This window comes from Streptomyces sp. NPDC005820, assembly GCF_040630255.1.
Classification (GTDB): Bacteria; Actinomycetota; Actinomycetes; order Streptomycetales; family Streptomycetaceae; genus Streptomyces.
On record NZ_JBEXXE010000012.1, the window covers coordinates 124109 to 150221 of the forward strand.

A 26113-nucleotide genomic window follows, 5' to 3' on the forward strand; every position below is an offset into this window, starting at 1 on the left:
CGGCTTGCCGTGCTCGCCATGACCGGGCTTGCCGTGCTCGTCATGGCCCGGCTTCCCATGCTCGCCATGACCGGGCTTGCCGTGCTCGTCATGGCCCGGCTTCCCATGCTCGCCATGACCGGGCTTGCCGTGCTCGTCATGGCCCGGCTTGCCGTGCTCGCCATGACCGGGCTTGCCGTGCTCGTCATGGCCCGGCTTCTGGTGATCGCCGTGACCGGGCATTTCGTGGCCGGGCTTCTCGTGGTCGCCCTGACCGGGGCTCTCGTGACCCCCGTAACCGGGCGCGTCGTGACCCGGCTTGTCGTGGCCCGGCTTGTCGTGGCCCGGCTTCTCGTGGCCCGGCTTCTCGGAGTTGTCGTAGCCGGAGTCCTCGTCGCCGTAGCCGCGGTGGGCGGCGTCGTGGTCGCCGGACGACGTCGTCTCGTGGGTGTGGGTCGTGGGCTCGGGCGACTGGGTCGCGTCGGGGGCGCTCGACACCACTCCCGGCGTGCTCGTGGCCGTACCGTCCCCGCCGGTGTCCGCGACGGCGACGCCACCGCACAGGTACAGGATGCTCGTCGCGGCGGCGGCCGCGACCATCCCCTTTCTCAGGGTCTTGCGCACTCTCATCGTCTTCCTGCTCGAAGAAGTGGGAAAAGCCGGCCCCGGAACGCGCGAAAGCTGTCCCGGGGCCGGCCTCGGCCCAGCCGAAGGGCTGGAGTGACGTGGCGTCAGCGGTTGCTGCAGTGGTTACCGATCGCCGGGTTCAGCAGCCCGATCACACTGATCGTGTTGCCGCACACGTTGGCGTTGACGTCGATCGGGATCTGGACCACGTTTCCGGACAGGAAGCCCGGAGAGTGGGACGCGACGCCGATGGTCTCGTTGTCGGCGAACGCCGGAGTGGCGGCGCCCAGGGCCAGAATCAGACCCGCGACGACAGCAGCACTCTTCTTCATGAATTTTCCCTTCTCTGCGGCCATGCCTAGTTGACGGTCGGAACCGAGCGAGCGCGGTCGGATCGGCTCGCCCCATGACCTGCAGGCTGCACACGAGAGATTGACGGCACGGGAAAGCCTCGAACGCGTGCGGTCGGGGTATTCACTCGAATGTCTTCATATAAAAAGCCGGACGGCCCGCACCGATGTGCGGGCCGTCCGGGACGGGTGGTGCCGGCCGTCAGCCGTTCTGCGCGCCGTTGCCCGAGAGCGCGGAGATGTCGTCCAGGATGTGCGACAGCGGCTCGTCGCCCTTGGCCTGGGTGCTGTTCTCGGCGCACTGCTGGTTCTGCGGGGCGGACAGGACGTTGACGTCCTGGACGGCGACGTCCAGGAGCGCGCCCAGGAGGCTTTGCACGTTCCCCTTGACGGGCAGGCCGACGCACAGCTTGTTCAGGGAGCTCTGGACCAGCGTGGCCTGTGGGCTCATGTCGCCCTTGGTCACCGAGTTGCCGAACGACTCGCGCGCACCGTTGCCGCTGGCGGAGGTGGTGCCGGCGTCGTCCCCGATGGCAAGTGCCTGAGGCGCGGCCGCCGCCGACACACCGATGACGGACGTGGTGACCGCCGCCACGGCCATTGCCTTCTTCAGCATTTCGCTTTTTCCTTTCGCTGTCCTGGCCTCGGGCCAGAACCATGTGCCTGCCACCGGCTCAAACCCGGTAAGCGGGGAATGGTTGCGGCACTTCGGCCATCCGAGTGAAGGAGGGCAACCAAAACACGGCTGGGCAGTTGATCAGAACGCTCCGATGGACGGGGTTTCTCCAGAAAAGGACTAGCAAGTGATCAAGAAGGTTCTGGCCGCCGCCGCGGTCGCCGCTTCCGTCGTCGGCGCCTCCGCCGCTGCCGCAGCTCCGGCGCTCGCCATCGGCAACGACAGTGGCACCACCTCCGCCAGCGGCAACGGCGCCAGCCAGTCGTTCGGCAACTCAGCCACCTTCGGCAACATGAGCCCCCAGATGGCGCTCATCCAGGGCTCCCTCAACAAGCCCTGCATCGGCCTGCCCGTCAAGGGGAACCTGCAGGGCCTCGTCGGCGCCGTCCCGATCAACGTCCAGGACATCAACGTCCTGTCCGCCCCGCAGAACCAGCAGTGCGTCGAGAACAGCACCCAGGCCAAGGGCGACGAGCCGCTGTCGCACATCCTGGACGACATCTCGCTGCTCGCGGGCAACGGCGCCGCCAACCACTGAGTTCCACCTCGACAGCGGGCCACCCGGATCACCGGTGGCCCGCGGTTTCGACGCACGGGCGAGGGGCGCGCAACACCTCTACCCGATGCGCTGCCCCAATCGGGGCAAAATACGCAACATTCCCCGGGGCTGACGCGTTGACGATCACGCGGCTCCTCCCCCGGAGTCCGCTTTTCGAAAGGGTAAAGATCATGAAGAAGCTGTGGGCAACCGCGACCGTCGCCGCGTCCCTGGCCGGTGTCGCTGTCGCCTCCGCCCCGCAGGCCCTGGCCATCGGCGACGACAGCGGCACGACCTCCGCCAGCGGCAACGGCGCCTCGCAGGAGTTCGGCAACTCGGCCACCTTCGGCGACATGAGCCCGCAGCTCTCGCTGGTCCAGGGTTCGCTGAACAAGCCGTGCGTCGGCCTGCCTGCCAAGCTGAACCTGCAGGGCCTCGTCGGCGCCGTCCCGATCAACGTCCAGGACATCAACGTCCTGTCCTCCCCGCAGAACCAGCAGTGCACCGAGAACAGCACCCAGGCCAAGGGCGACGAGCCGCTGTCGCACATCCTGGACGACATCTCGGCCCTGTCGGGCAACGGCGCGGGCAACGGCTGAGCCTCGGTCGGACGTACCGCACGGCGGGTCACCGGTTCTCCGGTGGCCCGCCGTTCGTGTGCGTCACTTGCGGTACAGGTCCTCTATCTCCTGCGCGTACCGCGCCGTCACCGCGTGCCGCTTCACCTTCAGGGACGGCGTGAGCAGGCCGTTGGCCTCGGTGAACTCGCCCTCGACCAGGGTGAAGGCGCGGATCGACTCGGCACGGGAGACGGCCTCGTTGGCGTAGTCGACGGCCTTTTGGACGTCGGCGCACATCCGCGGGTCGCGGGCGAGCTCGGAGAGGGGGGTGTCGGCCGGCAGCTTGCGGACCGCCAGCCAGTGGGCGACCGCGTCGGGGTCGAGGGTGATCAGGGCGCCGACGAAGGCACGGTTGTCGCCGACGACCAGACACTGGCCGACCGGGGTGCGGCTGCGCAGCCGGTCCTCCAGGACAGCCGGGGAGACGTTCTTGCCGCCGGACGTGACCAGCAGGTCCTTCTTGCGGCCGGTGATGGTGAGGTAGCCGTCCTCGTCGAGGGCGCCGAGGTCGCCGGTGGCGAACCAGTCGTCGGTGAGAACCTCGGCGGTGGCGGCCGGATTGTTCCAGTACGCGGGGAAGACCACCCCGCCCTTGATCAGGATCTCCCCGTCGTCGGCGATGCGGACGGCGGTGCCGGGGACGGGCCGGCCGACCGTGCCGGGCCGGGGTTGCAGCGGTGGGACGAGGGTGGCGGCGGCGGTGGTCTCGGTGAGGCCGTACCCCTCGTAGACGATGATTCCGGCGGCGTAGAAGAAGAGGCTCAGGGTGCGGTCGAGCGGGGAGCCGCCGCTGATGGCGTACCGCATCCGGCCGCCGAGTTCGTTGCGGATGCGGCGGTAGACCAGCAGGTCGTACAGGGCCCACGCGGCGTAGAGGCCGGGGCCGGGGCCCTTGCCGCGGTCGAGGAACTTCCGCAGGTACGCCTCCGCGAAGCGCACGGCGATGCGTTCGGCGCGGTCGAAGGAGGCGCCGCGGCCGATCTTCTCGGCGGTGGCGCGGCCGGTGTCGTGGATGCGCTCGAAGAGATAGGGCACGCCGACCAGGAAGGTGGGCCGGAACTCCTTGAGCGCGGGCCGCAGTTCGTCGGGCTTGACGCTCGGGAAGTGGCCGGTCTCGATACGGGCCATGAGACAGGCGATCTGCAGGGTGCGGCCCATGATGTGGGCGAGGGGCAGGAAGAGGAGGGTGGAGGCGATCTCGCCGGTGACCTCCTTGAAGATCGGGTGGAGCAGTTCGAGGAGGTTGGCGGCCTCGGCGTGCAGATTGGCGTGGGTGAGGACACAGCCCTTGGGGCGGCCGGTGGTGCCGGAGGTGTAGCAGAGGGTGGCGGTGGTGTCGGGGGTGAGGGCCGCGCGGCGCTTGGCGACCTCCTCGTCGGGGAGGACACGGCCGAGGGCGGTGAGGGTGCCGACGGCGTCCGCGTCGAGTTCGAGGATCTGCGGCGGCCGGGGGTGGTGGGCCGTGCCGGTGGTGGCCGTCGCCGCGTTCTCGGCGTTCTCCACGACGACGAGCGTGGCGCCGGAGTCGCGGACGATCCAGTCGACCTGGTCGGCGGACGAGGTGGCGTAGATCGGGACGGTCAGCCCGCCGGCCGCCCAGACGGCGAAGTCCAGGAGGGTCCACTCGTAGCGGGTGCGGGACATGATCGCGACCCGGCCGCCCGGTTCGAGTCCCTGGGCGATCAGGCCCTTCGCCACGGCGGTGACCTCGGCGGCGAAGACGGTGGCGGCCACCGGCCGCCAGCCGTCGTCGTGCCGGCGGCGCAGGACCACCGCGCCGGGCGCCTCGGCCGCGTTGGTGAACGGCAGGTCGGCGATGCTGCCCGTCGTGGGCGGCTCCACCAGGGGTGCGGTGCGTGCCTCTCGTACGACTCCGGAGGCGTCCCTCGTGACCTCGACACGGGTGCGGGAGGCGAGGTCGGTGCGTCGCTTCGCCCGCTTCAGATCCTTGCGTACGCCCATGACGGCTCCCGTGTCGTGTGCGGCTGGCAGGTGTTCGGTGGGTCAACTTACCCGTAAGTAAGGAAAATTCAACGCCCGCGGTCCGGGCCGCCGATCCGGTCCGCCTCGTCGATGGCCTCGGCGAGGCGCCGTACGTCCTGGTCCTCGGTGCGGTCGGCCAAGTCGTGGGCGCGGTCGGCCAGTTCGGCGAGGGACGGGGTGTCCGGCAGGGGGTGCCCGGTGTGGCGCAGGACGTCGGCGAAGTAGGCCGCCGTCGCCGTGACCTGGAAGCGGGCGGGGGCGGTGGAGAGGGACTCGTGGAGGGCGTCGGCCGTCAGGCTGCCGGAGTTCTCGTGCGGGGTGCGGGTGTCGGGGTCGAGCCAGCGGACGGTGGCGGTGGCGAGGCGGCCCTGGGCGCCGGGCCGGGTGCGCACGGCGTAGAGGGCGGTGACGGTGTGGCCGGGGCCGACCTCGCCGCCGTCGACCCGGTCGTCGCGGAAGTCGTCGTCGGCGACCGCGCGGTCCTCGTAGCCGACGAGCCGGAAGTCGGCGACCGTCTCGGGGTCGAAGGCGACCTGGGCCTTGGCGTCGCGGGCGGTCAGCTCGATGTTCTGCGGGAGGTCGTCGCAGAACACCTCGCGGGCCTCGTCCTCGTCGGAGACGTAGACGGTGTGGCCGTCGCCCTTGTCGGCGAGCTGTTCCATGAGGGCGTCGCCGTAGTCGCTGCCGACGCCGACCCCGAACAGGGTGATGCCGTGCTCGCGGCGGTCGGTGTCGATGCGTTCCAGGATCGCGTCGGCGTCGGTGTCGCCGGTGTTGGCGAGGGCGTCGGAGACCAGGACGACCCGGTTGGTGGCACCCTTGCGCAGGCCCTTCACGGCGGTGTCGTAACCGGTCTCGACACCGGCGCCGAGATTGGTGGAGTCGTCGGGCCTCAGCCGGTCGATCGCGTCGTGGACGCGGGCCCGGTGGTCGCCGAGGCGGGTCATGGGCAGGACGGTCTCGGCGTCGGCGCTGAAGGTGACGATCGCGACGGAGTCGTCCTCGCGCAGCCGGTCGGTCATCGTGTCCAGGGAGTGCCGGGCGAGGTCCAGCCGGCCGGGTTCGCCCATCGAGCCGGAGACGTCGACGACGAAGGTGAGGGCGGCGGGCGGGCGTTCGCTCTCCTCGTCCTCGGCGCGGGTGGCGAGGCCGACGCGGACCAGGGACCAGTCGTCGTCGCCGGTGCGGGCGCCGTCCACGGTGACCGAGAAGCCGTTGCCGTCGGGGCGTTCGTAGTCCTGGCGGAAGCTGTTGACGAACTCCTCGGGGCGGACCGTGGACGGATCGGGCAGCGCGCCGTCGGCGAGGGTGCGGCGGGCGTAGCCGTAGGAGGCGGTGTCGACGTCCAGGGCGAAGGTGGAGAGGTGGTCGGCGGCGGCCTTGTCGCCGTCCACTTCGGTGGCGGGCGCGTCCGGTGCGGGGAAGGCCTCGCTGCCGCGCGCCGCCCCGTCGGAGGCCTTGCTGCCCGAGGAGTCGCCGGCGGCGCAGCCGGTGAGCAGCAGCGCGGTAACCGCCGCTCCGGCGAGGAGTGCTGGTATCCGATGCGGTATCCGATGCGTTGTCATGTGTCGGCCCCCTGTGTCCGTCGATGTCTGTGACTGTGACGGGACAGGGGGCCGGAACGTGCGGCCCGGGAGGTTGCGGGCCGGTTGCGAATCGGTCTAGGACACGATGTCCTTGCGGGCGAACCCGCGGAAGGCCAGGGCGAACAGGACGAGGGCGTACGTCACGGAGACGGCCGTGCCCTGGAGCATGCCGGACCACTCGGGGTCGGGCTGGACGGCGTCGGCCCAGGCGAACTGCCAGTGCGCGGGCAGGAAGTCGCGCCAGTCGCCGAGGGCGGTGACGGCGTCCAGGACGTTGCCGATGATGGTCAGTCCGACCGCGCCGCCGACCGCGCCGAGGGCGGCGTCGGTCTTCGTCGACAGCCAGAACGCGAGCCCGGCGGTGACGAGTTGGGAGACGAAGATGTATCCCACGACGACCAGCAGGCGCTGCGACGCGGTGACCGCGTCGAGCGTGCCGCCGGTGGGCAGCTCCAGCGGTCCCCAGCCGTAGGCGGCGGTGCCGACGGCGAGGGCGACGACCGGCAGCAGGATCATCGCGGCGAGGCTGAGCGCGAGGCCCACGACGAGCTTGGACCACAGCAGCCGGGCCCGGGGCACGGGCGCCGCGAGCAGATAGCGCAGGGAGGACCAGCCGGCCTCCGAGGCGACCGTGTCCCCGCAGAACAGGGCGACCGGGATGACCAGCAGGAAGCCCGCCGACACGAACAGGTTGACGGCCGCGAAGTTGCCGGCGGACGCGGTCGCCGTGTCCATCAGGGTGACCTGGTTGTTGCGGCCGCCCGGCTCGCCGCCGATGGCGAACGCGATGAGCAGCACGAACGGCAGGGCGGCGAGGATGCCGCCCATGACGAGCGTGCGGCGGCGCTTGAGCTGACGGGCCAGCTCGACGCGCAACGGCAGGGTGCGGCCTGCCCGGTAGCCGGAGGCGACCTCGGTGAGCGTGCTCATGCGGAACCTCCGATCAGGGTGAGGAAGGCGTCCTCCAGGCGGCGGTGCGGGCCGACCGACTGGACGGGCACGTCCAGCCGGACGAGTTCGGCGACCAGTCGCTGGGCGCTGCCGTCGGCGTCGAGCCGTACCAGCAGGCCGTCGTCGGTGCGGTCCGCCGAGGCGATGCCGGGCAGTGCGGCGACCTTCTCCAGGACAGGCTCCTCCACGGGGGTGGCGGTGCCGACGAGGAGGGTGTCGCCGGAGCCGACGATCTCAGCGACGGGACCGGCCTGGACGAGCCGGCCACGGTCCATGACCACGAGGTGGGTGCAGGACTGTTCGACCTCCGCCAGCAGATGGCTGGAGACGATCACCGTGCGTCCGGCGGCCGCGTACCGGATCATCACCTCGCGCATCTCGCGGATCTGCGGCGGGTCGAGTCCGTTGGTCGGCTCGTCGAGGATCAGCAGGTCGGGCAGGCCCAGCATGGCCTGGGCGATGGCCAGGCGCTGGCGCATGCCCTGGGAGTACGTCCGTACGGCGCGGGCCAGGGCGTCGCCGAGGCCGGCGATCTCCAGGGCCTCCTCCAGATGGGCGTCCTCGGCGGGGCGGCCGGTGGCCTTCCAGTACAGGTCGAGGTTCTCCCGGCCGGTGAGGTGCGGCAGGAAGCCCGCGCCCTCGACGAAGGAGCCGACCCGGGAGAGGACGGGGGCGCCGGGGCGGACGGCGTGGCCGAAGAGCCGGATCTCGCCCTCGTCGGGCTTGATGAGGCCCATCAGCATGCGCAGGGTGGTCGTCTTGCCGGCGCCGTTGGGGCCGAGGAGGCCCAGCACCTGGCCCTTCTCCACCTGGAAGGAGAGTTCGCGGACGCTGTAGCGGTCGCCGCCCGCGTACTTCTTGCTCAGGCCGGCGATCTGCAGCGGGACCTCGGCGAGTTCCGGGTCGGGGGCCGGCATCGCGGTGCGGCGGCGGCCGGTCAGCAGGAGCAGCAGGGCGACGGCCGCGCCGGCGAGGGGCAGCCACCACACCCAGGACGGGAGGGGGGCGGCGGCGGTCGTGACGCCGGGTGCCGTGGGAACCCGCAGCCCGCCCTTCAGGGAGACCGTGTACGTCGCCGGGGCGGCCGGGGAGGCGTAGCCGAGGTCGGTGGAGGCGAGGACCAGGCTCAGCCGGTGGCCGTCCTCGATGTCGTGGTCGATCGCCGGGAGGGTGATCGTGACGTCCTGGCCGGCCTTGGCGCCCTCGACGCGGACCGGGGAGACCAGCTGGGAGGGGAGCTGTCGGCTGCCGTCGGGGCCGACGTCGTACACCTTGGCGAAGAGGACGGCCTCGTCGCTGGTGGACTTCACATGGACGGTGACCGTCGGGGAGCCGGTGATCCGCAGCTCGCCGCTGACGGGTGCGGACTCGAAGGCGGCGTACTGGCCGGGGAAGTCGAGGGAGACGCCGACGCCGAACGCGGAGAGCTGCCCGAGGGCGGAGCCGCCGAGGCCGGGCAGGGCGGAGAGGGCGGGCGGGCTGGCGCCGGCCGGGTTGTCGAAGGACTGCTCGCGGCCGGTCAGGGCGATGGTCTCGCGGTCGTGCTCCAGGCCGGGGTAGCTGTCGCCGCTCGCGCCCCGCAGCGGGACCGTCCCGTCGGTGGAGTCGACGCCTCCGGTGCGGGTGACACGGAAGGCGGGGCCGGTGTCGACGCTCTTCTCGCCCTTGAGGTAGCGGTCGAACCAGGCGGTGATCCGGGCCTGGACGCGGTCGGCCTCCAGGTTGCCGCCGTCGTGGCCGCCCGCGATCCAGTCGACGTCGACGGGGGCGCCGTTGGCCTTGATCGCCTTCTCGGCGGCGTCCGCCTGGGCGAGGGTGAAGAGCGAGTCGGCCTGGCCCTGGACGAGGAGGGTGGGGACCTTGACGCGGTCGGCGACGGCGGACGGCGAGCGCTCCTCGAGCATCGCGCGGGCGGCGGCGTCCGGGGTGCCGGACTCGGCGACCCGCTGGTACATCGCGCACAGCGCGGGCTCGAACTTGTCGCAGCCGCCGGCCGTGTTGAAGAAGATGCCGGTCCACAGCTTCTTGAACACACCGTCGGGGAACAGGGCGTCCGCGAGGTTCCAGTACGTGATCGAGGGGGCGATGGCGTCGACCCGGTCGTCGTACCCGGCGGCGAGCAGGGAGATCGCGCCGCCGTAGGAGGCGCCGGCGACGCCGACGCGCGGGTCGCCCTTCTTGTCCAGCTCCACCTGGGGCTGCGCGGCGAGCCAGTCGATCAGCTTCGAGACGTCGGCGACCTCGCCCTGGGGGTCGTTCAGCCCGATCTTGCCGGTGGACTTCCCGAAGCCGCGCGCCGACCAGGTCAGGACCGCGTACCCGGCGCGGGCGAGGTCCTCGGCCTGCTGCCGTACGTCGTCCTTGGTGCCGCCGAAGCCGTGGCCGAGGAGGACGGCGGGGCGGCGGCCGGAGCCGCCGGCGGTGAAGTAGGAGGTGTCCAGGCGTACGCCGTCGACGGACATCACCTGATCGCTGTGGCGCACCGCGGGCCGGTCGTCGTCATCGGCGACGGCCGTCCACGTGCCGGCCCCGGCGAGTACGACGACGGCGGCCGCGGCGGCGAGGAGCCGTCGCGGCCGCCGTGGTCCTCGCAGACCGGGCAGTCGAAGATCCATGCTTCAACGGTACGGGGTCAACCTGTCGGGGAGTTGTCGACCGGAGGCCGAACTGCCCGCCCTCCCAGCGGCGTACGTGACCCCCCGTACGTACACCAGGCGCGGTATCGGGACGGTATCGGGCGGTGTCAGGCCTGTGCGTCCTCGGGCAGGGTGACCAGCCAGCGGGTGTCGGGGCGGGGGCGGAGGTAGAGGGCCCAGTAGAGGGTGGCGGCGGCGGTGATGCCGCCGGTCCACAGGAGGTAGCTCGTCTCCTGCTGGGTGAGGATGTAGGCGAGTACGGCGATCAGCAGGACCGGTACGGCGGGCCACAGGGGCATGCGCCAGGCGGGGGTGTGCCGGTGGTGGCCGCGGCGGGAGAGCAGGGCCGCGACCGCGACGAGCAGGTACATGCCGGTGACGGAGACACCGGTGACGCCGTAGAGGGTGTCGAGGTTCACGAAGCACAGGGCGGCGCCGGGGACGCCGACGGCGAGGGTGGCGACCCAGGGGGAGCCGAAGCGGCCGAGCTTGGCGAAGACCTGGTTGACCGGCTCGGGCCAGGCCTTGTCGCGGGCGGAGGCGAACAGGACGCGGGAGTTCTGGATGACCATCACGATGCCGGCGTTGATGATCGCCAGGGCCACGCAGAGGCTGACGAAGGTGCCGACGGCGGAGTTCGACCAGGCCGTGACCATGGCGCCGATGTCGCCGCCGGTGAGCTGGGCGAGGTCGGAGGCGCCGAAGGTGATGGCGACGACCGGGACCAGGATGATCACGGAGGAGATGGCGAGGGTGGCGAGGACCGTGCGGGCGACGTTGCGGCGCGGGTGCTCCAGCTCCTCGGAGAGGTAGACGGCGGTCGAGAAGCCCTGGGTGACGAAGAGGGCGATGGCGAGGCCGGAGACGACCAGCATCGCGGTGACGGTGTCGGTGCCGCCGTGGGCGTCCGCGACCCTCATTGAGACCAGGCTGCCGGGACCCCGGTGGCCGTGTGCGAAGCCCAGGACGGCCACGACGGCTGCGGCGATCACCTCCAGGACCAGGAAGACGCCGGTGATCCAGGCGTTGGCGCGCAGGTCGAGGAGGCCGGCGAGGGTGGCCAGGAGCATGACGCCGGCACCGGCGAGGGAGGGGTCGAGGTGGACCACCGGGGCGAGGTAGTCGGCGGTGCCCATCGCGATCACCGGCGGGACGATCAGCACGACCAGCAGGGAGAGGACGAAGACCAGCCAGCCGGCGAGGCGTCCGGCCAGCGTCGAGACCATGGCGTACTCGCCGCCCGCGCTGGGGATGAGGGTGCCCAGCTCCGAGTAGCAGAACGCCACGGCGATACAGAGCAGCGAGCCGATCGCGATCGTGAGGGCGGTCGCGGTGCCGAGCGAGCCGAACAGGTCCGGCACGACCACGAAGAGGGTGGAGGCGGGGGTCACGCAGGACAGCGTGAGGAGGGTGCCGCCGACGACGCCGATGGAGCGCTTGAGCGTCTGGGGACTGCCGGGCGCCTCGGGGAGGGCGGTGTCGACAGGGCGGAGCGTGTCGGTCATGCGGCGGATCCGATCGACTCGTGCAACAGATTGCGCTGATCGAACCCCGACGAAACCAGCACGTCAATAGACGTTTTCCTACGGAATCCGTAGATCAAATGCGCACTGGCGTGCGTAAACAGCAGTCGTGCCCGTACATTCCGGTTTCCGGCGCCGTACGGGAACCGTAGCGGGCACGCCATAAAAAACGGGGCCGTCCGCGATGCGGACGGCCCCGGGAGTCGGCCTCAGTGGTTGCGCGGGAAGCCCAGGTCCACGCCGGACGGGGCGTCCGCGGGGTCGGGCCAGCGGGTGGTGACGACCTTGCCACGGGTGTAGAAGTGCGTGCCGTCGTTGCCGTAGATGTGGTGGTCGCCGAAGAGCGAGTCCTTCCAGCCGCCGAAGCTGTGGTAGCCGACGGGGACCGGGATCGGGACGTTCACGCCGACCATTCCGGCCTCGATCTCCAGCTGGAAGCGGCGGGCCGCGCCGCCGTCCCGGGTGAAGATCGCGGTGCCGTTGCCGAACGGCGAGCTGTTGATCAGCGCCACGCCCTCCTCGTACGTGTCCACGCGGAGCACGCACAGCACCGGGCCGAAGATCTCGTCCTGGTAGGCCTTCGCGGAGGTCGGGACCTTGTCGAGCAGGGAGATGCCGATCCAGTGGCCGTCCTCGAAGCCGTCGACCGTGAAGCCGGTGCCGTCGAGGACCACCTCGGCGCCCTCCGCCGCCGCGCCCGTGACGTAGGACGCCACCTTGTCGCGGTGGACGGCGGTGATGAGCGGGCCCATCTCCGAGGTCGGGTCGTTGCCGGGGCCGATCTTGATCTTCTCGGCGCGCTCGCGGATCTTCTCCACCAGTTCGTCGCCGATCGTGCCGACCGCGACCACGGCCGAGATCGCCATGCAGCGCTCGCCCGCCGAGCCGTAGGCGGCGGAGACGGCGGCGTCGGCGGCCGCGTCCAGGTCGGCGTCCGGCAGGACCAGCATGTGGTTCTTGGCGCCGCCCAGGGCCTGGACCCGCTTGTGGTTCGCGGAGGCCGTGGTGTGGATGTAGCGGGCGATCGGGGTCGAGCCGACGAAGGAGACGGCCTTGACGTCCGGGTGGTCCAGGAGGCGGTCGACCGCCACCTTGTCGCCGTGCACGACGTTGAACACGCCGTCGGGGAGACCGGCCTCGGCCAGCAGTTCGGCGATCTTGATGGACGCCGACGGGTCCTTCTCGGACGGCTTCAGCACGAAGGTGTTGCCCGTCGCGATGGCCATCGGGAACATCCACATCGGGACCATCGCCGGGAAGTTGAACGGCGTGATGCCGGCGACGACGCCGAGGGGCTGGCGGATGGACGAGACGTCCACGCGGCTCGCGACCTGCGTCGACAGCTCGCCCTTCAGCTGGACGTTGATGCCGCAGGCCAGGTCCACGATCTCCAGACCGCGGGCCACCTCGCCGAGCGCGTCGCTGTGCACCTTGCCGTGCTCGGCGGTGATCAGCTCGGCGATCGCGTCACGGTTGGCGTCCAGCAGCGCGCGGAACCGGAACAGGATCTCCGTGCGCTTGGCCAGCGAGGACTGGCCCCAGGAGACGTAGGCGTCCTTGGCGGCCGCGACCGCCGCGTCGACCTCGTCCACCGTCGCGAACGCGACCTTGGTGGTGACCGCGCCGGTCGCCGGGTCCGTGACCGGACCGAACGTGCCCGACGCGCCTTCGACGGTCTTGCCGCCGATCCAGTGGTTGACGATCTTCGTCATGACCGAGTACTCCTTCACAGATGGCGGCGTCGGGTGGAGACGTGCCGTTCGTACAGCTCTCGTGCCTTCACCGCGGACGATCGGGTCGCGGTCTCGGCGACAGGTACATCCCACCAGGCCTGCGCGGGCGGCGGGCCCGACACAGTGTCGGCCGTTTCGGTCTCCACGTAGACACAAGTGGGAGTGTCGGCGGCGCGCGCCTCGGCGAGGGCCTCGCGCAGCTCGCGGACGGTTTTCGCGCGCAGGACGCGCATGCCCAGGCTCGCCACGTTGGCGGCCAGGTCGACGGGGAGCGGCGCCCCCGTGAAGGTGCCGTCCTCCGAGGTGAAGCGGTAGGCGGTGCCGAACCGCTCACCGCCGACGGACTCCGAGAGCCCGCCGATCGAGGCGTAACCGTGGTTCTGCACGAGCAGGATCTTGATCGCGATCCCCTCCTGCACGGCCGTCACGATCTCCGTCGGCATCATCAGATACGTACCGTCGCCGACCAGCGCCCAGACGTTCCGCTCGGGCGCGGCCATCTTCACTCCGATGGCCGCCGGGATCTCGTACCCCATGCAGGAGTAGCCGTACTCCAGGTGGTACTGGTCCCGGGAGCGGGCCCGCCACAGCTTGTGCAGATCGCCGGGGAGCGAACCGGCCGCGTTGATGATCACGTCGGACTCGTCGGCGAGGGCGTCGAGCGCGCCGAGGACCTGCGGCTGCGTCGGGCGGGTGTCCGGCTCCTCGGCCTCGTAGCAGGCGTCGACGCGCTGCTCCCAGCGCTCCTTGTCCTCCGTGTACTCGGTGACGTACGCGTCGGCGACGCGGTGCCCGTGCAGCTGGAGGGCCTCGGTCAGCTCCTGGAGGCCGCTGCGGGCGTCCGCGATCAGCGGGGTGCCGGCGAGCTTGTGGCCGTCGAAGGAGGCGATGTTCAGGTTGAGGAAGCGGACTCCCTCGCCCTGGAACAGGGTGTTGGAGGCGGTGGTGAAGTCGGTGTAGCGGGTGCCGACGCCGATGATCAGGTCCGCGGTGCGGGCCAGTTCGTCGGCGGTCGCGGTGCCGGTGTGGCCGACGCCGCCCACGTCCTGCGGGTGGTCGTAGCGCAGGGAGCCCTTGCCTGCCTGGGTGGAGGAGACCGGGATGCCGGTGGCCTCGGCGAACTCGGCGAGGGCCTCCTCGGCGCGGCTGTGGTGGACACCGCCGCCCGCGACGATCAGGGGCCGCTTCGCCGAGCGGATCACCCGGACCGCCTCGGCGAGCTCGGTCGGGTCGGCGCCCGGGCGTCGGACGACCCAGGTGCGCTCGGCGAAGAACTCGTCCGGCCAGTCGTACGCCTCGGCCTGCACGTCCTGCGGCATCGCGAGGGTGACCGCGCCCGTCTCCACGGGGTCGGTGAGGACCCGCATGGCCTGCAGGGCGGCCGGGATCAGGGCCTCCGGGCGGGTGACGCGGTCGAAGTACTTGGACACCGGGCGCAGCGAGTCGTTGACCGAGACATCGCCCGCGTACGGCACCTCGAGCTGCTGGAGCACCGGGTCGGCGGCGCGGGTCGCGAAGATGTCGCCGGGCAGCAGCAGGACGGGGAGGTGGTTGACGGTGGCCAGGGCGGCGCCGGTGACCAGGTTGGTCGCGCCGGGGCCGATGGACGTCGTCACCGCGTGGGTGGACAGCCGGTTCGACTGGCGGGCGTAGCCCACGGCCGCGTGCACCATGGACTGCTCGTTGCGGCCCTGGTGGAACGGCATGTCGTCGCCGTACTCGATCAGCGCCTGGCCGAGGCCGGCCACGTTGCCGTGGCCGAAGATGCCCCAGGTGGCGCTGATCAGCCGCTGCCGGTGGCCGTCGCGTTCGGTGTACTGGGCGGCGAGGAAGCGGACGAGCGCCTGGGCGACCGTAAGCCTGGTGGTCGTCATCGGTAACCCCCTGTGCTCTCTACGTGGTCCGGGTGGAAGCAGATCCGCCACTCGCGGTTCTCTCCGGGGCCCGCCATGACGTTCAGGTAGTACATGGCGTGGCCGGGCTGGGCGATCGACGGGCCGTGCCACCCGTCGGGGACGAGGACGGCGTCACCGGAACGGACCTCGGCGAGCACGTCGGAGCCGCCCTCGCGGGAGGGGGACACGCGCTGGTAGCCGAAGCCGTGCGGGCCGTCGATCTCGAAGTAGTAGATCTCCTCGAGCTCGGCCTCCTCGCCCGGCCGGTGCTCGTCGTGCTTGTGCGGCGGGTACGAGGACCAGTTGCCGCCGGGGGTGATCACCTCGACGGCGATCAGCTTGTCGCAGTCGAAGGCGTCGGCGGAGGCGAAGTTGCGGACGTGCCGCAACTGGGTGCCGCTGCCGCGTTCTTCGACGGAGACCTCCGGCGCGGGGCCGTAGCGGGCGGGGAGTTGTCGCTCGCACTTCGCTCCTGCCAGGGCGAAGCGGCCTCCCGCGCCGGAGGCGATCGTGACCCGGGCGTCGCGGGGAACGTACGCGAAGTCGGAGACCGACGCGAACACGCTTTCCCTGCCCAGGAGTTGGAACTCGTTTTCTTCTGTTTGCACGGTACATCCGCCTTCGAGCGGAAGCACGATCCACTCGCTGTCACCGGTGGTGAAGGAGTGGCTGCCGCCCGGGACGAGCTCGACGATCCTGAGGCTGCTGTAGGTCCAGCCGGCCCGCTTCGGGTCGATGTCGAGGACGTGGTCGGCGTCGGCGGTGGTGCCGCGCGGTACGTACAGGCTGTTGTTCGTCATGCGGCCCTCACAGCAGTCCTACGGCGGTGTCCACGGCGGCGGCGACGTCCCCGTCCGCCGGGTAGAGCAGTGAACGGCCGACCACCAGACCCCGGACCGTGGGGAGTTGCAGCGCCCCGCGCCACTTCTCGTACGCCCCGTCTTGTTCCTCTACGGAGCCGCCGACCTCGCCGCCGAGGAGAACGGCGGGCAGGGTGGAGGTCGCCATGACCTCGGCCATGTCGTCGGGGTTGTCGGTGACCGGGACCTTCAGCCAGGTGTAGGCGGAGCTGCCGCCGAGACCCGAGGCGATGGCGATCGACTTGATGACGGCCTCGGCGGAGAGGTCGTTGCCGACCTTGCCCTCGGGGGTGCGCCGGCTGAGGAACGGCTCGACGAACAGGGGCAGCCTGCGGGCCGCCATGGCGTCGATGGCCCGGGCCGTGGTCTCCATGGTGGTGAGGGAGCCCGGGTCGTCGTAGTCGATCCGCAGGAGCAGTTTCCCGGCGTCGAAGTTCAGCCGTTCGATGTCCTCGGCACGGTGGCCGGTGAAGCGGTCGTCGAGCTCGAACACCGAGCCCTGCAGGCCGCCCCGGTTCATCGAGCCCATGACGACCTTGCCGTCGAGGGCGCCGAGCAGGAGCAGGTCGTCGAGGATGTCGGCGGTGGCGAGGACACCGTCCACACCGGGCCGGGACAGCGCCAGGATCAGGCGTTCCAGCAGGTCGGCGCGGTTGGCCATGGCCAGCTTGTCGCCGCCGACGCCGAGCGCGCCCCGGGCGGGGTGGTCGGCGGCGACGATCATCAGCCGGCCGTTCTCGCCCAGCAGCGGGCGGCGGGGGCGGCGGGCGGCGGCCTCGGCGATCGCCTCGGGGCGCTCGGCGCGCAGCCGGACGAGCTCGGAGATGTCGACGCTCACAGGACGGCACCCGCCTCGACGGCCGCCTCGATCTCGTCGACGGTCGGCATCGCGGAGGAGCACTCCAGACGGGAGGCGACGATCGCGCCGGCCGCGTTGGCGTGCCGCATGATCTGCTCCAGGTCCCAGTCGGCGAGCAGGCCGTGGCAGAGGGAGCCGCCGAAGGCGTCACCCGCGCCGAGGCCGTTGAGGACGTTCACCGGCAGCGGCGGGACCTCGGCGGACTCACCACTGGCGTGGACGGCGAGGACACCCTTGGGGCCCTGCTTGACGACGGCGAGCTCGACGCCCGCGTCCAGCAGCGCCTGGGCGGCGGCCCGCGGTTCGCGGACGCCGGTGGCGACCTCCACCTCGTCGAGGTTGCCGACCGCGACGGTGGTGTGCTTGAGGGCCTCGGCGTAGAACGGGCGGGCCGCGTCCGGGTCGGACCAGAACATCGGGCGCCAGTCGAGGTCGAAGACCGTGGTGCCGGCCTTGGCGCGGTGCGCGAGGGCGGCGAGGGTCGCCGTACGGCTGGGCTCCTCGCTCAGGCCCGTGCCGGTGATCCAGAAGATGCCGGTCTCGCGGATGGCGTCGAGGTCCAGCTCGTGGGCGTCGATCTCCAGGTCCGGGGCCTTGGGCTTGCGGTAGAAGTACAGCGGGAAGTCGTCCGGCGGGAAGACCTCGCAGAAGGTGATCGGCGTCTGCAGGCCCGGCACCGGGGTGACATAGCGGTCGTCGACGCCGAAGCCGCGCAGGGCCTCGTGGAGGTAGGTGCCGAAGGGGTCGTCGCCGGTGCGGGTGATCACGGCGGTGGACCGGCCGAGGCGGGCCGCGGCGACCGCGACGTTGGACGCCGAGCCGCCCAGGAACTTCCCGAAGGACGTGACCTGCGGGAGCGGCACACCCGTCTGCAGCGGATAGAGGTCCACCCCGATCCGCCCCATGGTGATCAGGTCGTACGCCATCGAGTTCGCGTTCCCTTCGTGTCGGCCGGTCGTCGGACCCGGCCCCGTGTCGGCTCTCCACGGTTTTGTAGTCCCGCCCGCGGCACCCTGTCAATAGTTTGTCCAGACATTCGGACCAGGCCTTGACACCCCCGGGGAGAGCCCGCACGCTGACGCCCATGACGTCGTTGTCACCTCAGCCCCCGCAGTCATCGCCCTCCTCACTTTCCCGCATCCGGATCGGATCGGCCCCCGACAGCTGGGGCGTCTGGTTCCCGGACGACCCCGTACAGGTGCCCTGGCAGCGCTTCCTCGACGAGGTGTCGCAGTCCGGCTACGAGTGGATCGAGCTGGGCCCGTACGGCTATCTGCCGACCGACCCGGCCGTCCTCACCGAGGAGACCGCGCGGCGCGGCCTCAAGGTGTCCGCCGGCACGGTCTTCACCGGGCTCCACCACGGCGAGGCCGTGTGGGAGAAGACCTGGGCGCATGTCGCGGACAACGCGGTGCTCGCGCAGGCCATGGGGGCGAAGCACCTCGTCGTCATCCCGTCCTTCTGGCGGGACGACAAGACCGGCGAGGTGCTGGAGTCCGACACCCTCACGCCCGAGCAGTGGCGCAACCTCACCTCGCTGACCGAGCGGCTCGGCAAGGAGGTGCGGGAGCGGTACGGGCTGCAGATCGTCGTCCATCCGCACGCCGACACCCACATCGACAGCGAGGAGAACGTCGTCCGCTTCCTGGACGGCACCGACTCCGACCTCGTGTCGCTGTGCCTGGACACCGGGCACTACGCGTACTGCGGCGGCGACAGCGTGAAGCTGATCGAGACGTACGGGGAGCGGATCGGGTACCTCCACCTCAAGCAGGTGGACCCGGAGATCCTCGCCGACGTGAAGGCCAAGGGGACGCCGTTCGGGCCGGCGGTGGCCCAGGGTGTGATGTGCGAGCCGCCCGCGGGTGTGCCGGCGCTCGGGCCCGTCCTGGAGGCGGCGGGGAAGCTGGATGTCGATCTGTTCGCGATCGTGGAGCAGGACATGTATCCGTGCGAGCAGGACAAGCCGTTGCCGATCGCGCAGCGTACGCGGGCGTTTCTCCGGTCGTGCGGGGCGTAGTCGTCGCCTGCTGAGGTGGCGGGTTCTTCGCGACCGCGCGTGCGGGTTGGGTGTGGCTTGTCGCGCCCACGCGGCGGAGCCGCATATCGATACAGCCCCGCGCCTCTTAACGGCACTGCCCTGACGTAGGACCATGGGTGCCCATGACTGCTCGCGCGGTGCGCACCCGGTCCGGACAAGGGCCGGGTGGATCCTGGGAGTTCGCCGGCGCGGATCCCCATCCCCGGTTGCGGCCCGGGGTGATGAGTTATCGCGGGATCCGGCTTGCCATGGATCGGCCTCGGCGGCGGTTGGAGACGCCGATCGGGGCCGTGACCCTGCTGCTGGGGTTCGAGCAGCCGATTCGCATCACCCGGGCCGGACGACCGCCGGAGACCCTCGTGTCCGTGTACTGCGGGCCCACCACCACACCCGCCGTCGGGGAGCACGGGGGGCGGGTGTCGGGGGTCGAGGTGCTGTTGACGCCCTGGGCCGCGTTCACACTGTTCGGGACGCCGCAGCACGAGCTCGTCAACCGGACCGTCGACCCCGACGAGCTGCCGCACACCCTCGCCACACCCCTGCGGGAACTCGCCGCCGCGCTGGCCGCGCTGCCCTGCTGGGCCGAGCGGTTCGGGCTGCTGGACGAGGTGTTCGCCCGGTGGTGGGAGGCGGGGGTGCCCAGTTCGGAGCGGGTGGTGCGGGCCTGGTCGCTGCTGGTGCGCACCGGTGGCGCGATTCCGGTGCCGCGGCTGGCCGAGGAGGTCGGCTGGAGCGTACGGCACCTGGAGAGCCGTTTCCGGGAGCAGATCGGGCTCGGCCCCAAGGCCGCGGCGCGGGTGCTGCGGCTGCAACGCGCCCGTCGGCTGCTGGCGGCGGGGCGGAGCGCGGCGGAGACCGCCGCGCAGTGCGGCTTCTACGACCAGGCCCATCTCAGCGGTGAGTTCAAGGCGATGACGGGCTGTACGCCGAGGGAGTTCACGCAGGCCAGACGGGCACCGGCGGCGGCGTCCCCGGCGGCGGACCGGATGAGCGGGGAGGCGACCGGTCTGGTGCTGCCGGCCCGTTCGGGCGATTGGTCCGTACCGGGTGCGCATTTTTCCAAGACCCGGCGGGTTGGCTGAATACAGGCTGGGGTCCTGTCCATTGATCCGGTTGTCCCGGGGGGATGGCGGGGACGGAGTGGGGCCGAGCCTGTCGCAGCGGGCCCGGCCCACCTCTGTCATGGGCCCCGGCGCGGTTGTCAACGCGCCACTCCCGCACGTCCCTCGCGCGCCTTCGCGTCACCTTCGTCACAAACACCCCCTTCCTGTTACACATGTCACGCGTACGCGGGCCTTCTGTCACGCACGGTCAACAGCCGCTTTCGCGCAGTCACTCTGCGTCGTTCGCCGGGCACAGGCTTGGTGATCGCCAGCGCAGCGCCGGGCTCCCCCGGGCGGCCTCCCGCCGCCACCCCCGCGCGCGCAGGGAGGTGCAACTCATGACCGACCGAAGGCTGTGGTCCTACAAGGAGATCGCGGCACACATCAAGGTGCAGCCGGACACCGTACGGTCCTACCGCAAGCACGGACTCCTCCCCCCGCCCGACCGCGTCGACGGCGGCAAGCCCTACTGGTACGCCGTCACCGTCCACACCTGGGCCGCCGCCCGGCCGGGCAACCGCGGACGCAGAACCGACTGACCTCCCCTCCGTCCTGCCGTTCCCTTCCGTGCCCCGCCCTCGCGCGGGGCACGGTGTCGTCCCTCCTCAGCTCCACGGCTCAGCTCCACGGCTCGATGACGGTGACCCCGGAGCCGGGCGCCGTGCCCATCGCCGCCAGCGCCCGCGGCACGGCGTCCAGAGTGATCGTCGAGGTCACCAGGAGGTCGGGGCGCAGAATCCCGGCCCGGACCGCCTCCAGCATCGCGGGGTAGGTGTGCGCGGCCATGCCGTGGCTGCCGAGGATCTCCAGTTCGAGGGCGATGGCGCGGGCCAGCGGGACGGGGGTGGTGCCCTCGGACGAGGGCAGCAGACCGACCTGGATGTGCCGGCCCCGGCGCCGCAGTCCGTTCACCGAGGCCGCGCAGGTGGCCGGGGAGCCCAGGGCGTCCAGGGAGAGATGGGCGCCGCCACCGGTGAGGTCACGGACCACCGCCGCCGTGTCCGGTGTCTCTCTCGCGTCCACGCACTCCGTCGCACCGAACGTCCGCGCCAGCTCCAGCGCCCGGGGCGACACGTCCACCGCGACCACCCGGGCGCCGCTCGCCGCCGCGATCATCACCGCGGACAGGCCGACCCCGCCGCAGCCGTGCACCGCGACCCACTCCCCCGCCGCGACCCGGCCCTGCTGCACGACCGCCCGGAACGCGGTGGCGAACCGGCAGCCGAGGGAGGCCGCGGTGCCGTAGGACAGGTCGTCCGGGATCGCGACCAGGTTCACATCGGCGTGGTCCAGGGCCACGTACTGGGCGAAGGAGCCCCAGTGGGTGAAGCCGGGCTGGGTCTGGCGCTCGCACACCTGGTGGTCGCCGGCCGTGCAGGACGGGCAGCTTCCGCAGCCGCAGACGAAGGGGACGGTGACCCGGTCGCCGGGGCGCCAGCGGGTGACGCCGGCGCCGGTCTCCTCGACGGTTCCGGCGAGTTCATGGCCGGGGACGTGCGGGAGGGTGATGTCGGGGTCGTGGCCCATCCAGCCGTGCCAGTCGCTTCGGCAGAGGCCGGTGGCTGCGACGCGTACGACGACTCCGTGGGGGGCCGTGCGGGGGTCGGGTACCTCGCGTACCTCAGCCGGTTCGCTGAACTTCTCGAAGACCACCGCTTGCATCTGGGCTCCCGTCGCCGTTTCCGTCGCCGCTTTCGTCTGCGGGTCCATCGTGGCTGGTCGCGCCCCCGCGGCGGAGCCGCATATTGTCACGTCCCGCGCCCCTGGGTGGGTTTTGGTCGCCCTCGCTCAAGCCGAACCGTTCGTGGAACCTGCGCAAGGGGGCCGGGGCCCACCAGGTCGCTCGGCCGGTCAGGCGCATGATGGCCGGGACCAGGAGGCTGCGGATCACCATCGCGTCCATCAGGACCGCCAGGGCGATGCCCAGGCCGAGCATCTTGGTGTTGGTGACCCGGGAGGTGCCTATCGCGACCATGACCACGGCCAGGATGACCGCCGCCGCCGTGATCAGCCCGCCCGTGCGCTGCAGGCCGAGGCGGACCGCTTGCTCGTGGTCGCCGGTGGCGTCGTACTCCTCCTTGATGCGGGAGAGCAGGAACACGCCGTAGTCCATGGAGAGGCCGAAGGCCACGCAGAACATCAGGACGGGCAGGGTGGTCTCGATGGAGCCGGGGCTGGTGAAGCCCAGCAGGCCGGAGAGGTGGCCGTCCTGGAAGACCCAGACCACCGCGCCGAACATCGCCGTCAGGCTGAGCGCGTTGAGCAGCACCGCCTGGAGCGGGATCAGCACGCTGCCGGTGAGGAGGAAGACCAGCAGCAGGGTGACGACGGCGACGAAGGCTCCCGCCCAGGGCAGTTGGGCGCCGATCGCGTGCTTGGAGTCGACCAGGACCGCCGCCGTGCCGGTCACCTTGGTGTCGAAGGGGGCCTTCAGGGCGCGCAGGTCCCCGACCAGGTTCTGTGCCGCGTCACCGACGGCCTCGCCCTCGGGCTGCACGGTGAAGTACGCCGCGTCGCCCTTCACCAGCGGGCCGTCGACCCGGACCACCTCCGGGAGCGCGGCGACGCGTGCCTTGTAGGCGGTGTACTGCGCCTCGGTCGCGCTCCCTTCGGCGAGGACTTCCAGGCCGCCGCCGGGGTTGCCCGGGAAGCCGTCCCTGAGGTGCTGCTGCACGACATGGGACTCGGCGGAGGAGGGCAGCTGGCGGTCGTCGGCCGTGCCGAACTTCACGCCCAGGAAGGGCAGTCCGAGGAGGACGAGGGCGGCCGTCGTCGCCAGCGCGAAGAACGGGGCGCGACGCATGACCAGGTCCGCCGCGCGGGCCCAGGCCCTGCCGCCCTCGGCCGGAGGAGCCGCGCCTTCGGCTGCCGTCGCCTTCGGCCTTCTGCGGAACGCCCGTCGCAGGTCGAGGGCGTTGACCCGGTCGCCCAGCAGGACGAGGGCCGCCGGGAGCAGGATCAGGGCGGCCCCGGCGGCCAGCACGACGACCGCCATGCCGGCGTAGGCGAAGGAGCGCAGGAAGTACTGGGGGAAGACGAGCATCGCCGCGAGGGACACGGCGACGGTGAGCGCGGAGAACAGGACCGTGCGTCCTGCGGTGCGCAGGGTGGTGGCGATCGCGCCGAGCGGTTCGGCGCCGGTGGACAGTTCCTCGCGGAAGCGGCGGACGATGAACAGGGCGTAGTCGATGGCGAGGCCGAGGCCCAGGGCCGTGGTCAGGTTCATCGCGAAGACGGAGACGTCGGTGAACGCGGTGAGGCCGCTGAGGACCGCGTTGGTGCCCAGGATCGCGACGATGCCGATGCCGAGCGGCAGCAGGGCGGCGACCGCGCTGCCGAAGACCATCACCAGCAGCACCAGGGTGATCGGCAGGGCGATCATCTCGGCGCGGGTGAGGTCCTCCTGGATGGTGGTCTGCATCTCGTGCCGCACGGCGACGATGCCGCCGATCCTGACCCGCACCGGGCCCTGTTCGCCCCGGTAGGAGGGGGCGATGCGGTCGAGGGTCTCGCCCATGGTCTTCTCGTCGCCCGTGATGCGGGCGGCGATCAAAGCCTCGTGGCCGTCCTTCGCGCGCAGGGCGGGCGACTGTGTGTCCCAGTAGGAGCCGACGCCCACGATCCCCTTCTCGGCGGTGAGCCGGGCGGTCAGCCGGGCGGCTTCGGCCCGCACGGCCGGGGCGTCCACCGAGGCCCCGCCCGAGTCGACGAGCAGCAGCAGATTGGGCTGGGACTCGGGGAACCCGCGCTCCAGCGCCTCGGTCGCGTAGGTGGACTGCGCGTCCGGGTCCTCCCAGCCGCCGCTGCCCAGCCGGTCGGCGACACCGCTGCCGGCCAGCACCGCGAGCACGGTGAGCACCAGGGCCGCGAGCAGGGTCAGCCTCGGCCTGGCGGTCACGAAGCGGGTCCATCGCCCGAGGCGGGGTGGGCTGTTGACTTCGGTCATCGTGCGGTGTCCCCTTCACCCTGCAAGCAGTCGTGAAAACCGTAGAATCGAAAACACGAGATAGCGCTCGCGTTTCTGATCCCAGAATGCGAGCGACCTCTCGCGTTTGTCAACCGCGTTCGAAGAGCTGGGGATAACCGCGTGCCCGAGAGCCAGGAGAAGGAACAGCCGCGCCGCCGTCAGGCGCGCGGGGAACGGCGCATCGCGCAGCTGCTGGAGGCCGCGGCCACCGTCTTCACCACCACCGGCTACACCGCCGCCAGCACCAACGCGATCGCCCGTGAGGCCGGCGTCTCACCGGGCACGCTGTACCAGTTCTTCCCGAACAAGGAAGCGATCGCGATCGAGCTGGGCGACCGGCTCATGCACGAGATGCGGGAGACCTACGGCGAGGCGCTCGCCCCGGTCGACCCCGCCACCCCGGTGGAGGAGGCCGTGAGCGCGGCCGTCGACCGGTTCATCGCCTTCAACTGCGACCACCCGGTGTTCTTCGCCCTGATGCACGGCCCCGACATCCCCGGCCGCATCACCGAGGAGCACGACGCGCTGCACGCGACCCTCCTCTCCCGTATCGAGGAGCTGCTCGCCTCGTTCCTGCCCGACGCGCCCCCCGCCGACCTCACCCGCACCGCCCACATGTGCCTGGGCCTGTACAAGGCGGGCCTGGAACTGGTCCTGGGCCACGAGGGCGCCGAGCGCGCGGCGTACGTCCGGGAGCTGAAGAACGTCCTGATCCGCTATCTGCAACCGCTGGCCGACGAGCGCCCGGCCCGCACCCCCGCGGCCACCTCGACCCCGTAGCCACGCGCCCGCCGCACGGACGGCCCTCCTCCGGACGACCGCCCCGGACTGCGATTCAGGACATCCCTACATAAAGTGCCGGTAAATCCGCTCCGGGCGCGCGCCCCTGCCCGGACGACCCTTGACGACGAGGGGATTTGCCGTGACCCACTCCCCGCCGCCCGGCGCGCCCCGGGCCCGTATCCCCGGACCGCAGCAGCCCCCTCCGTCGGCCCCGCGGATCCGGGCCGGACTGTGGCGGCGCTGCCTGGGCGGCGGGCTGCTGCTGTGGGCGCTCACCGCGCTCGTCACGTACGCCACCGCGAACACCACCCTGCTGCCGACCCTGATCCTGCTCGGCAGCTTCCTCGTACCGGTCTCCTTCGTGCTGTGGGCGTACGAGCGGCACGGCCGTGACCTGGGCGTCGGCCTGATCCTGGGCTGCTTCCTGACCGGCGGCACGCTGGGCGTGCTGGGCGCGTCGGTGATGGAGTCCTACCTGCTGCACCCCTCGCTGCGGATGTTCGTCGGGGTGGGGCTGATCGAGGAGGCGGCGAAGCTCGGCGCGCTGATGTTCGTCCTGCGCCGGCAGACCAGGCTGCGGGGCCTGCGCGCCGGGGTGGTGCTGGGCGCCGCCGTCGGCTTCGGCTTCGCGGCCCTGGAGAGCGCCGGGTACGCCGTCGACGCGGCCGTCTCGACGGTCGGCGTCGACCTCGGCGCGCTGCTGGAGACCGAGATGCTGCGCGGTGTGCTCGCTCCCTTCGGCCATGGCCTGTGGACGGCGGTCGCGGGCGGCGTCCTGCTGGAATACCGCCGTCCGAACGGGCGCTTCCCGTTCGCCGCGCCCGTCGTGGGCACGTATGCCGGCGTCGCGCTGATGCACGCTCTGTGGGACTCCACTCACGGGATCGCGATCTGGCTGGTGGCCCGGCTGACCCCGGGCGGCCTGGACAAGCGGCTCTTCGCCGAGGGGTACATCCCGCGGCCGACCACGGAGCAGCAGCATCTGCTCACGCTGTTCTCCGTCGGCGGCATGGTGCTCGTGGCACTGCTCGGGGTGGTCTGGGTGCGCTCGCTGGCACGCCGGGACCCTTCTTGGAGAAATACCCCCTAGGGGTATAGTGTGGGGTTACTGGGAGACCTCTCTGGTCCCCTTCGACCCCATCCGCCTCCCCCAGGAGAACGACATGACCGCATCGACCGACACCGCGGGCTCCGTCACCACCGTCTACCAGGTGAGCGGCATGAGCTGCGGCCACTGCGAGGGCGCCGTCTCAGGCGAGATCTCCGAACTCCCCGGGGTCACCTCCGTCAAGGCGGTCGCCGCCACCGGTGAGGTCACCGTCGTCTCCGCCGCCCCGCTCGACGACGAGGCCGTGCGCGCCGCCGTCGACGAGGCCGGTTTCGAGCTGGCCGGCCGGGCCTGA

The 26113-nt window shown here is 71.4% G+C and carries 22 protein-coding genes and 1 pseudogene; 8 read left to right on the top strand and 15 right to left on the bottom strand.

The features are described from left to right. The 3 genes and pseudogenes from ABZ464_RS16985 to ABZ464_RS16995 form a co-directional block, all read right to left on the bottom strand. A pseudogene (locus ABZ464_RS16985) lies at positions 1-609 on the bottom strand (hypothetical protein); the annotation flags it as partial. Between the two features lie 101 nt (positions 610-710). After that, a complete protein-coding gene (locus ABZ464_RS16990) occupies positions 711-962 on the bottom strand; it encodes a chaplin (RefSeq protein WP_359277121.1) in 252 nt (83 codons plus the stop codon). Between the two features lie 196 nt (positions 963-1158). After that, on the bottom strand, positions 1159-1572 hold the full coding sequence (locus ABZ464_RS16995; protein WP_359277124.1) for a rodlin: 414 nt from the start codon (positions 1570-1572) through the stop codon (positions 1159-1161). A 187-nt stretch (positions 1573-1759) separates the two neighbouring features. Between ABZ464_RS16995 and ABZ464_RS17000 the strand changes: the two genes are divergently transcribed. Next, positions 1760-2170, top strand: coding sequence for a rodlin (locus ABZ464_RS17000; protein ID WP_359277127.1), 411 nt, complete (start codon positions 1760-1762; stop codon positions 2168-2170). Between the two features lie 191 nt (positions 2171-2361). Further along, the gene (locus tag ABZ464_RS17005) at positions 2362-2769 is read left to right on the top strand and encodes a rodlin (RefSeq protein ID WP_359277130.1); all 408 of its coding nucleotides are present in this window, start codon (positions 2362-2364) and stop codon (positions 2767-2769) included. A gap of 63 nt (positions 2770-2832) precedes the next feature. On the opposite strand, the gene ABZ464_RS17010 is transcribed toward ABZ464_RS17005, so the two are convergent. The 10 genes from ABZ464_RS17010 to iolC all read right to left on the bottom strand — a co-directional run bounded on the left by ABZ464_RS17010 (position 2833) and on the right by iolC (position 17742). Beyond that, positions 2833-4752 carry an AMP-binding protein gene (locus ABZ464_RS17010; RefSeq protein WP_359277133.1) on the bottom strand — a complete coding sequence of 640 codons (1920 nt, stop codon included), beginning with the start codon at positions 4750-4752 and terminating at the stop codon, positions 2833-2835. Between the two features lie 68 nt (positions 4753-4820). Then, the gene (locus ABZ464_RS17015; RefSeq protein WP_359277137.1) at positions 4821-6338 is read right to left on the bottom strand and encodes a von Willebrand factor type A domain-containing protein; all 1518 of its coding nucleotides are present in this window, start codon (positions 6336-6338) and stop codon (positions 4821-4823) included. 96 nt (positions 6339-6434) lie between these two features. Continuing rightward, entirely contained in the window at positions 6435-7289 is an 855-nt protein-coding gene (locus ABZ464_RS17020; protein WP_359277139.1) for an ABC transporter permease, read from the bottom strand. Then, entirely contained in the window at positions 7286-9925 is a 2640-nt protein-coding gene (locus ABZ464_RS17025) for an alpha/beta fold hydrolase (RefSeq protein ID WP_359277141.1), read from the bottom strand. Before ABZ464_RS17025 ends, ABZ464_RS17020 begins: the two co-directional genes overlap by 4 nt. Positions 9926-10053: 128 nt before the next feature. Further along, positions 10054-11451: an APC family permease gene (locus tag ABZ464_RS17030; protein ID WP_359277143.1), complete on the bottom strand. Its 1398-nt coding sequence runs from the start codon at positions 11449-11451 to the stop codon at positions 10054-10056. Between the two features lie 227 nt (positions 11452-11678). Further along, positions 11679-13181, bottom strand: a complete 1503-nt coding sequence (gene mmsA / locus ABZ464_RS17035; RefSeq protein WP_359277145.1) for a CoA-acylating methylmalonate-semialdehyde dehydrogenase — start codon at positions 13179-13181, stop codon at positions 11679-11681. 14 nt (positions 13182-13195) lie between these two features. Beyond that, on the bottom strand, positions 13196-15076 hold the full coding sequence (iolD, locus tag ABZ464_RS17040; protein ID WP_359277148.1) for a 3D-(3,5/4)-trihydroxycyclohexane-1,2-dione acylhydrolase (decyclizing): 1881 nt from the start codon (positions 15074-15076) through the stop codon (positions 13196-13198). Then, positions 15073-15897, bottom strand: coding sequence for a 5-deoxy-glucuronate isomerase (gene iolB / locus ABZ464_RS17045; protein WP_359277151.1), 825 nt, complete (start codon positions 15895-15897; stop codon positions 15073-15075). The genes iolD and iolB overlap by 4 nt, the downstream gene beginning before the upstream one ends. 7 nt (positions 15898-15904) lie before the next feature. Next, on the bottom strand, positions 15905-16795 hold the full coding sequence (locus ABZ464_RS17050) for a deoxyribose-phosphate aldolase (RefSeq protein ID WP_359277154.1): 891 nt from the start codon (positions 16793-16795) through the stop codon (positions 15905-15907). Next, the gene (iolC, locus tag ABZ464_RS17055; protein ID WP_359277157.1) at positions 16792-17742 is read right to left on the bottom strand and encodes a 5-dehydro-2-deoxygluconokinase; all 951 of its coding nucleotides are present in this window, start codon (positions 17740-17742) and stop codon (positions 16792-16794) included. Before iolC ends, ABZ464_RS17050 begins: the two co-directional genes overlap by 4 nt. A 158-nt stretch (positions 17743-17900) precedes the next feature. Here iolC and ABZ464_RS17060 point away from each other — a divergent pair, with 158 nt between their 5' ends. From ABZ464_RS17060 to ABZ464_RS17070, 3 genes are all read left to right on the top strand, one after another. Beyond that, a complete protein-coding gene (locus tag ABZ464_RS17060) occupies positions 17901-18836 on the top strand; it encodes a sugar phosphate isomerase/epimerase (RefSeq protein WP_359277159.1) in 936 nt (311 codons plus the stop codon). A gap of 269 nt (positions 18837-19105) precedes the next feature. Beyond that, a complete protein-coding gene (locus ABZ464_RS17065; protein ID WP_359277162.1) occupies positions 19106-19939 on the top strand; it encodes a helix-turn-helix domain-containing protein in 834 nt (277 codons plus the stop codon). A 359-nt stretch (positions 19940-20298) separates the two neighbouring features. Continuing rightward, positions 20299-20499 (top strand): MerR family DNA-binding transcriptional regulator, encoded by a 201-nt coding sequence (locus tag ABZ464_RS17070; RefSeq protein WP_359277164.1) that lies wholly within the window; start codon positions 20299-20301, stop codon positions 20497-20499. 79 nt (positions 20500-20578) lie between these two features. On the opposite strand, the gene ABZ464_RS17075 is transcribed toward ABZ464_RS17070, so the two are convergent. Both ABZ464_RS17075 and ABZ464_RS17080 read right to left on the bottom strand, forming a co-directional pair. Beyond that, entirely contained in the window at positions 20579-21622 is a 1044-nt protein-coding gene (locus ABZ464_RS17075; RefSeq protein ID WP_359277166.1) for a zinc-dependent alcohol dehydrogenase family protein, read from the bottom strand. Continuing rightward, complete coding sequence (locus ABZ464_RS17080; protein ID WP_359277169.1) at positions 21582-23906, bottom strand: MMPL family transporter; 2325 nt, start codon at positions 23904-23906, stop codon at positions 21582-21584. Before ABZ464_RS17080 ends, ABZ464_RS17075 begins: the two co-directional genes overlap by 41 nt. A gap of 141 nt (positions 23907-24047) precedes the next feature. Between ABZ464_RS17080 and ABZ464_RS17085 the strand changes: the two genes are divergently transcribed. The 3 genes from ABZ464_RS17085 (at position 24048) to ABZ464_RS17095 (ending at position 26113) form a co-directional block, all read left to right on the top strand. Beyond that, on the top strand, positions 24048-24707 hold the full coding sequence (locus ABZ464_RS17085) for a TetR family transcriptional regulator (protein ID WP_359277172.1): 660 nt from the start codon (positions 24048-24050) through the stop codon (positions 24705-24707). Positions 24708-24849: 142 nt separating this feature from the next. Continuing rightward, positions 24850-25800 (top strand): PrsW family intramembrane metalloprotease, encoded by a 951-nt coding sequence (locus tag ABZ464_RS17090; RefSeq protein ID WP_359277175.1) that lies wholly within the window; start codon positions 24850-24852, stop codon positions 25798-25800. A gap of 73 nt (positions 25801-25873) precedes the next feature. After that, positions 25874-26113 carry a heavy-metal-associated domain-containing protein gene (locus ABZ464_RS17095; protein ID WP_359277178.1) on the top strand — a complete coding sequence of 80 codons (240 nt, stop codon included), beginning with the start codon at positions 25874-25876 and terminating at the stop codon, positions 26111-26113.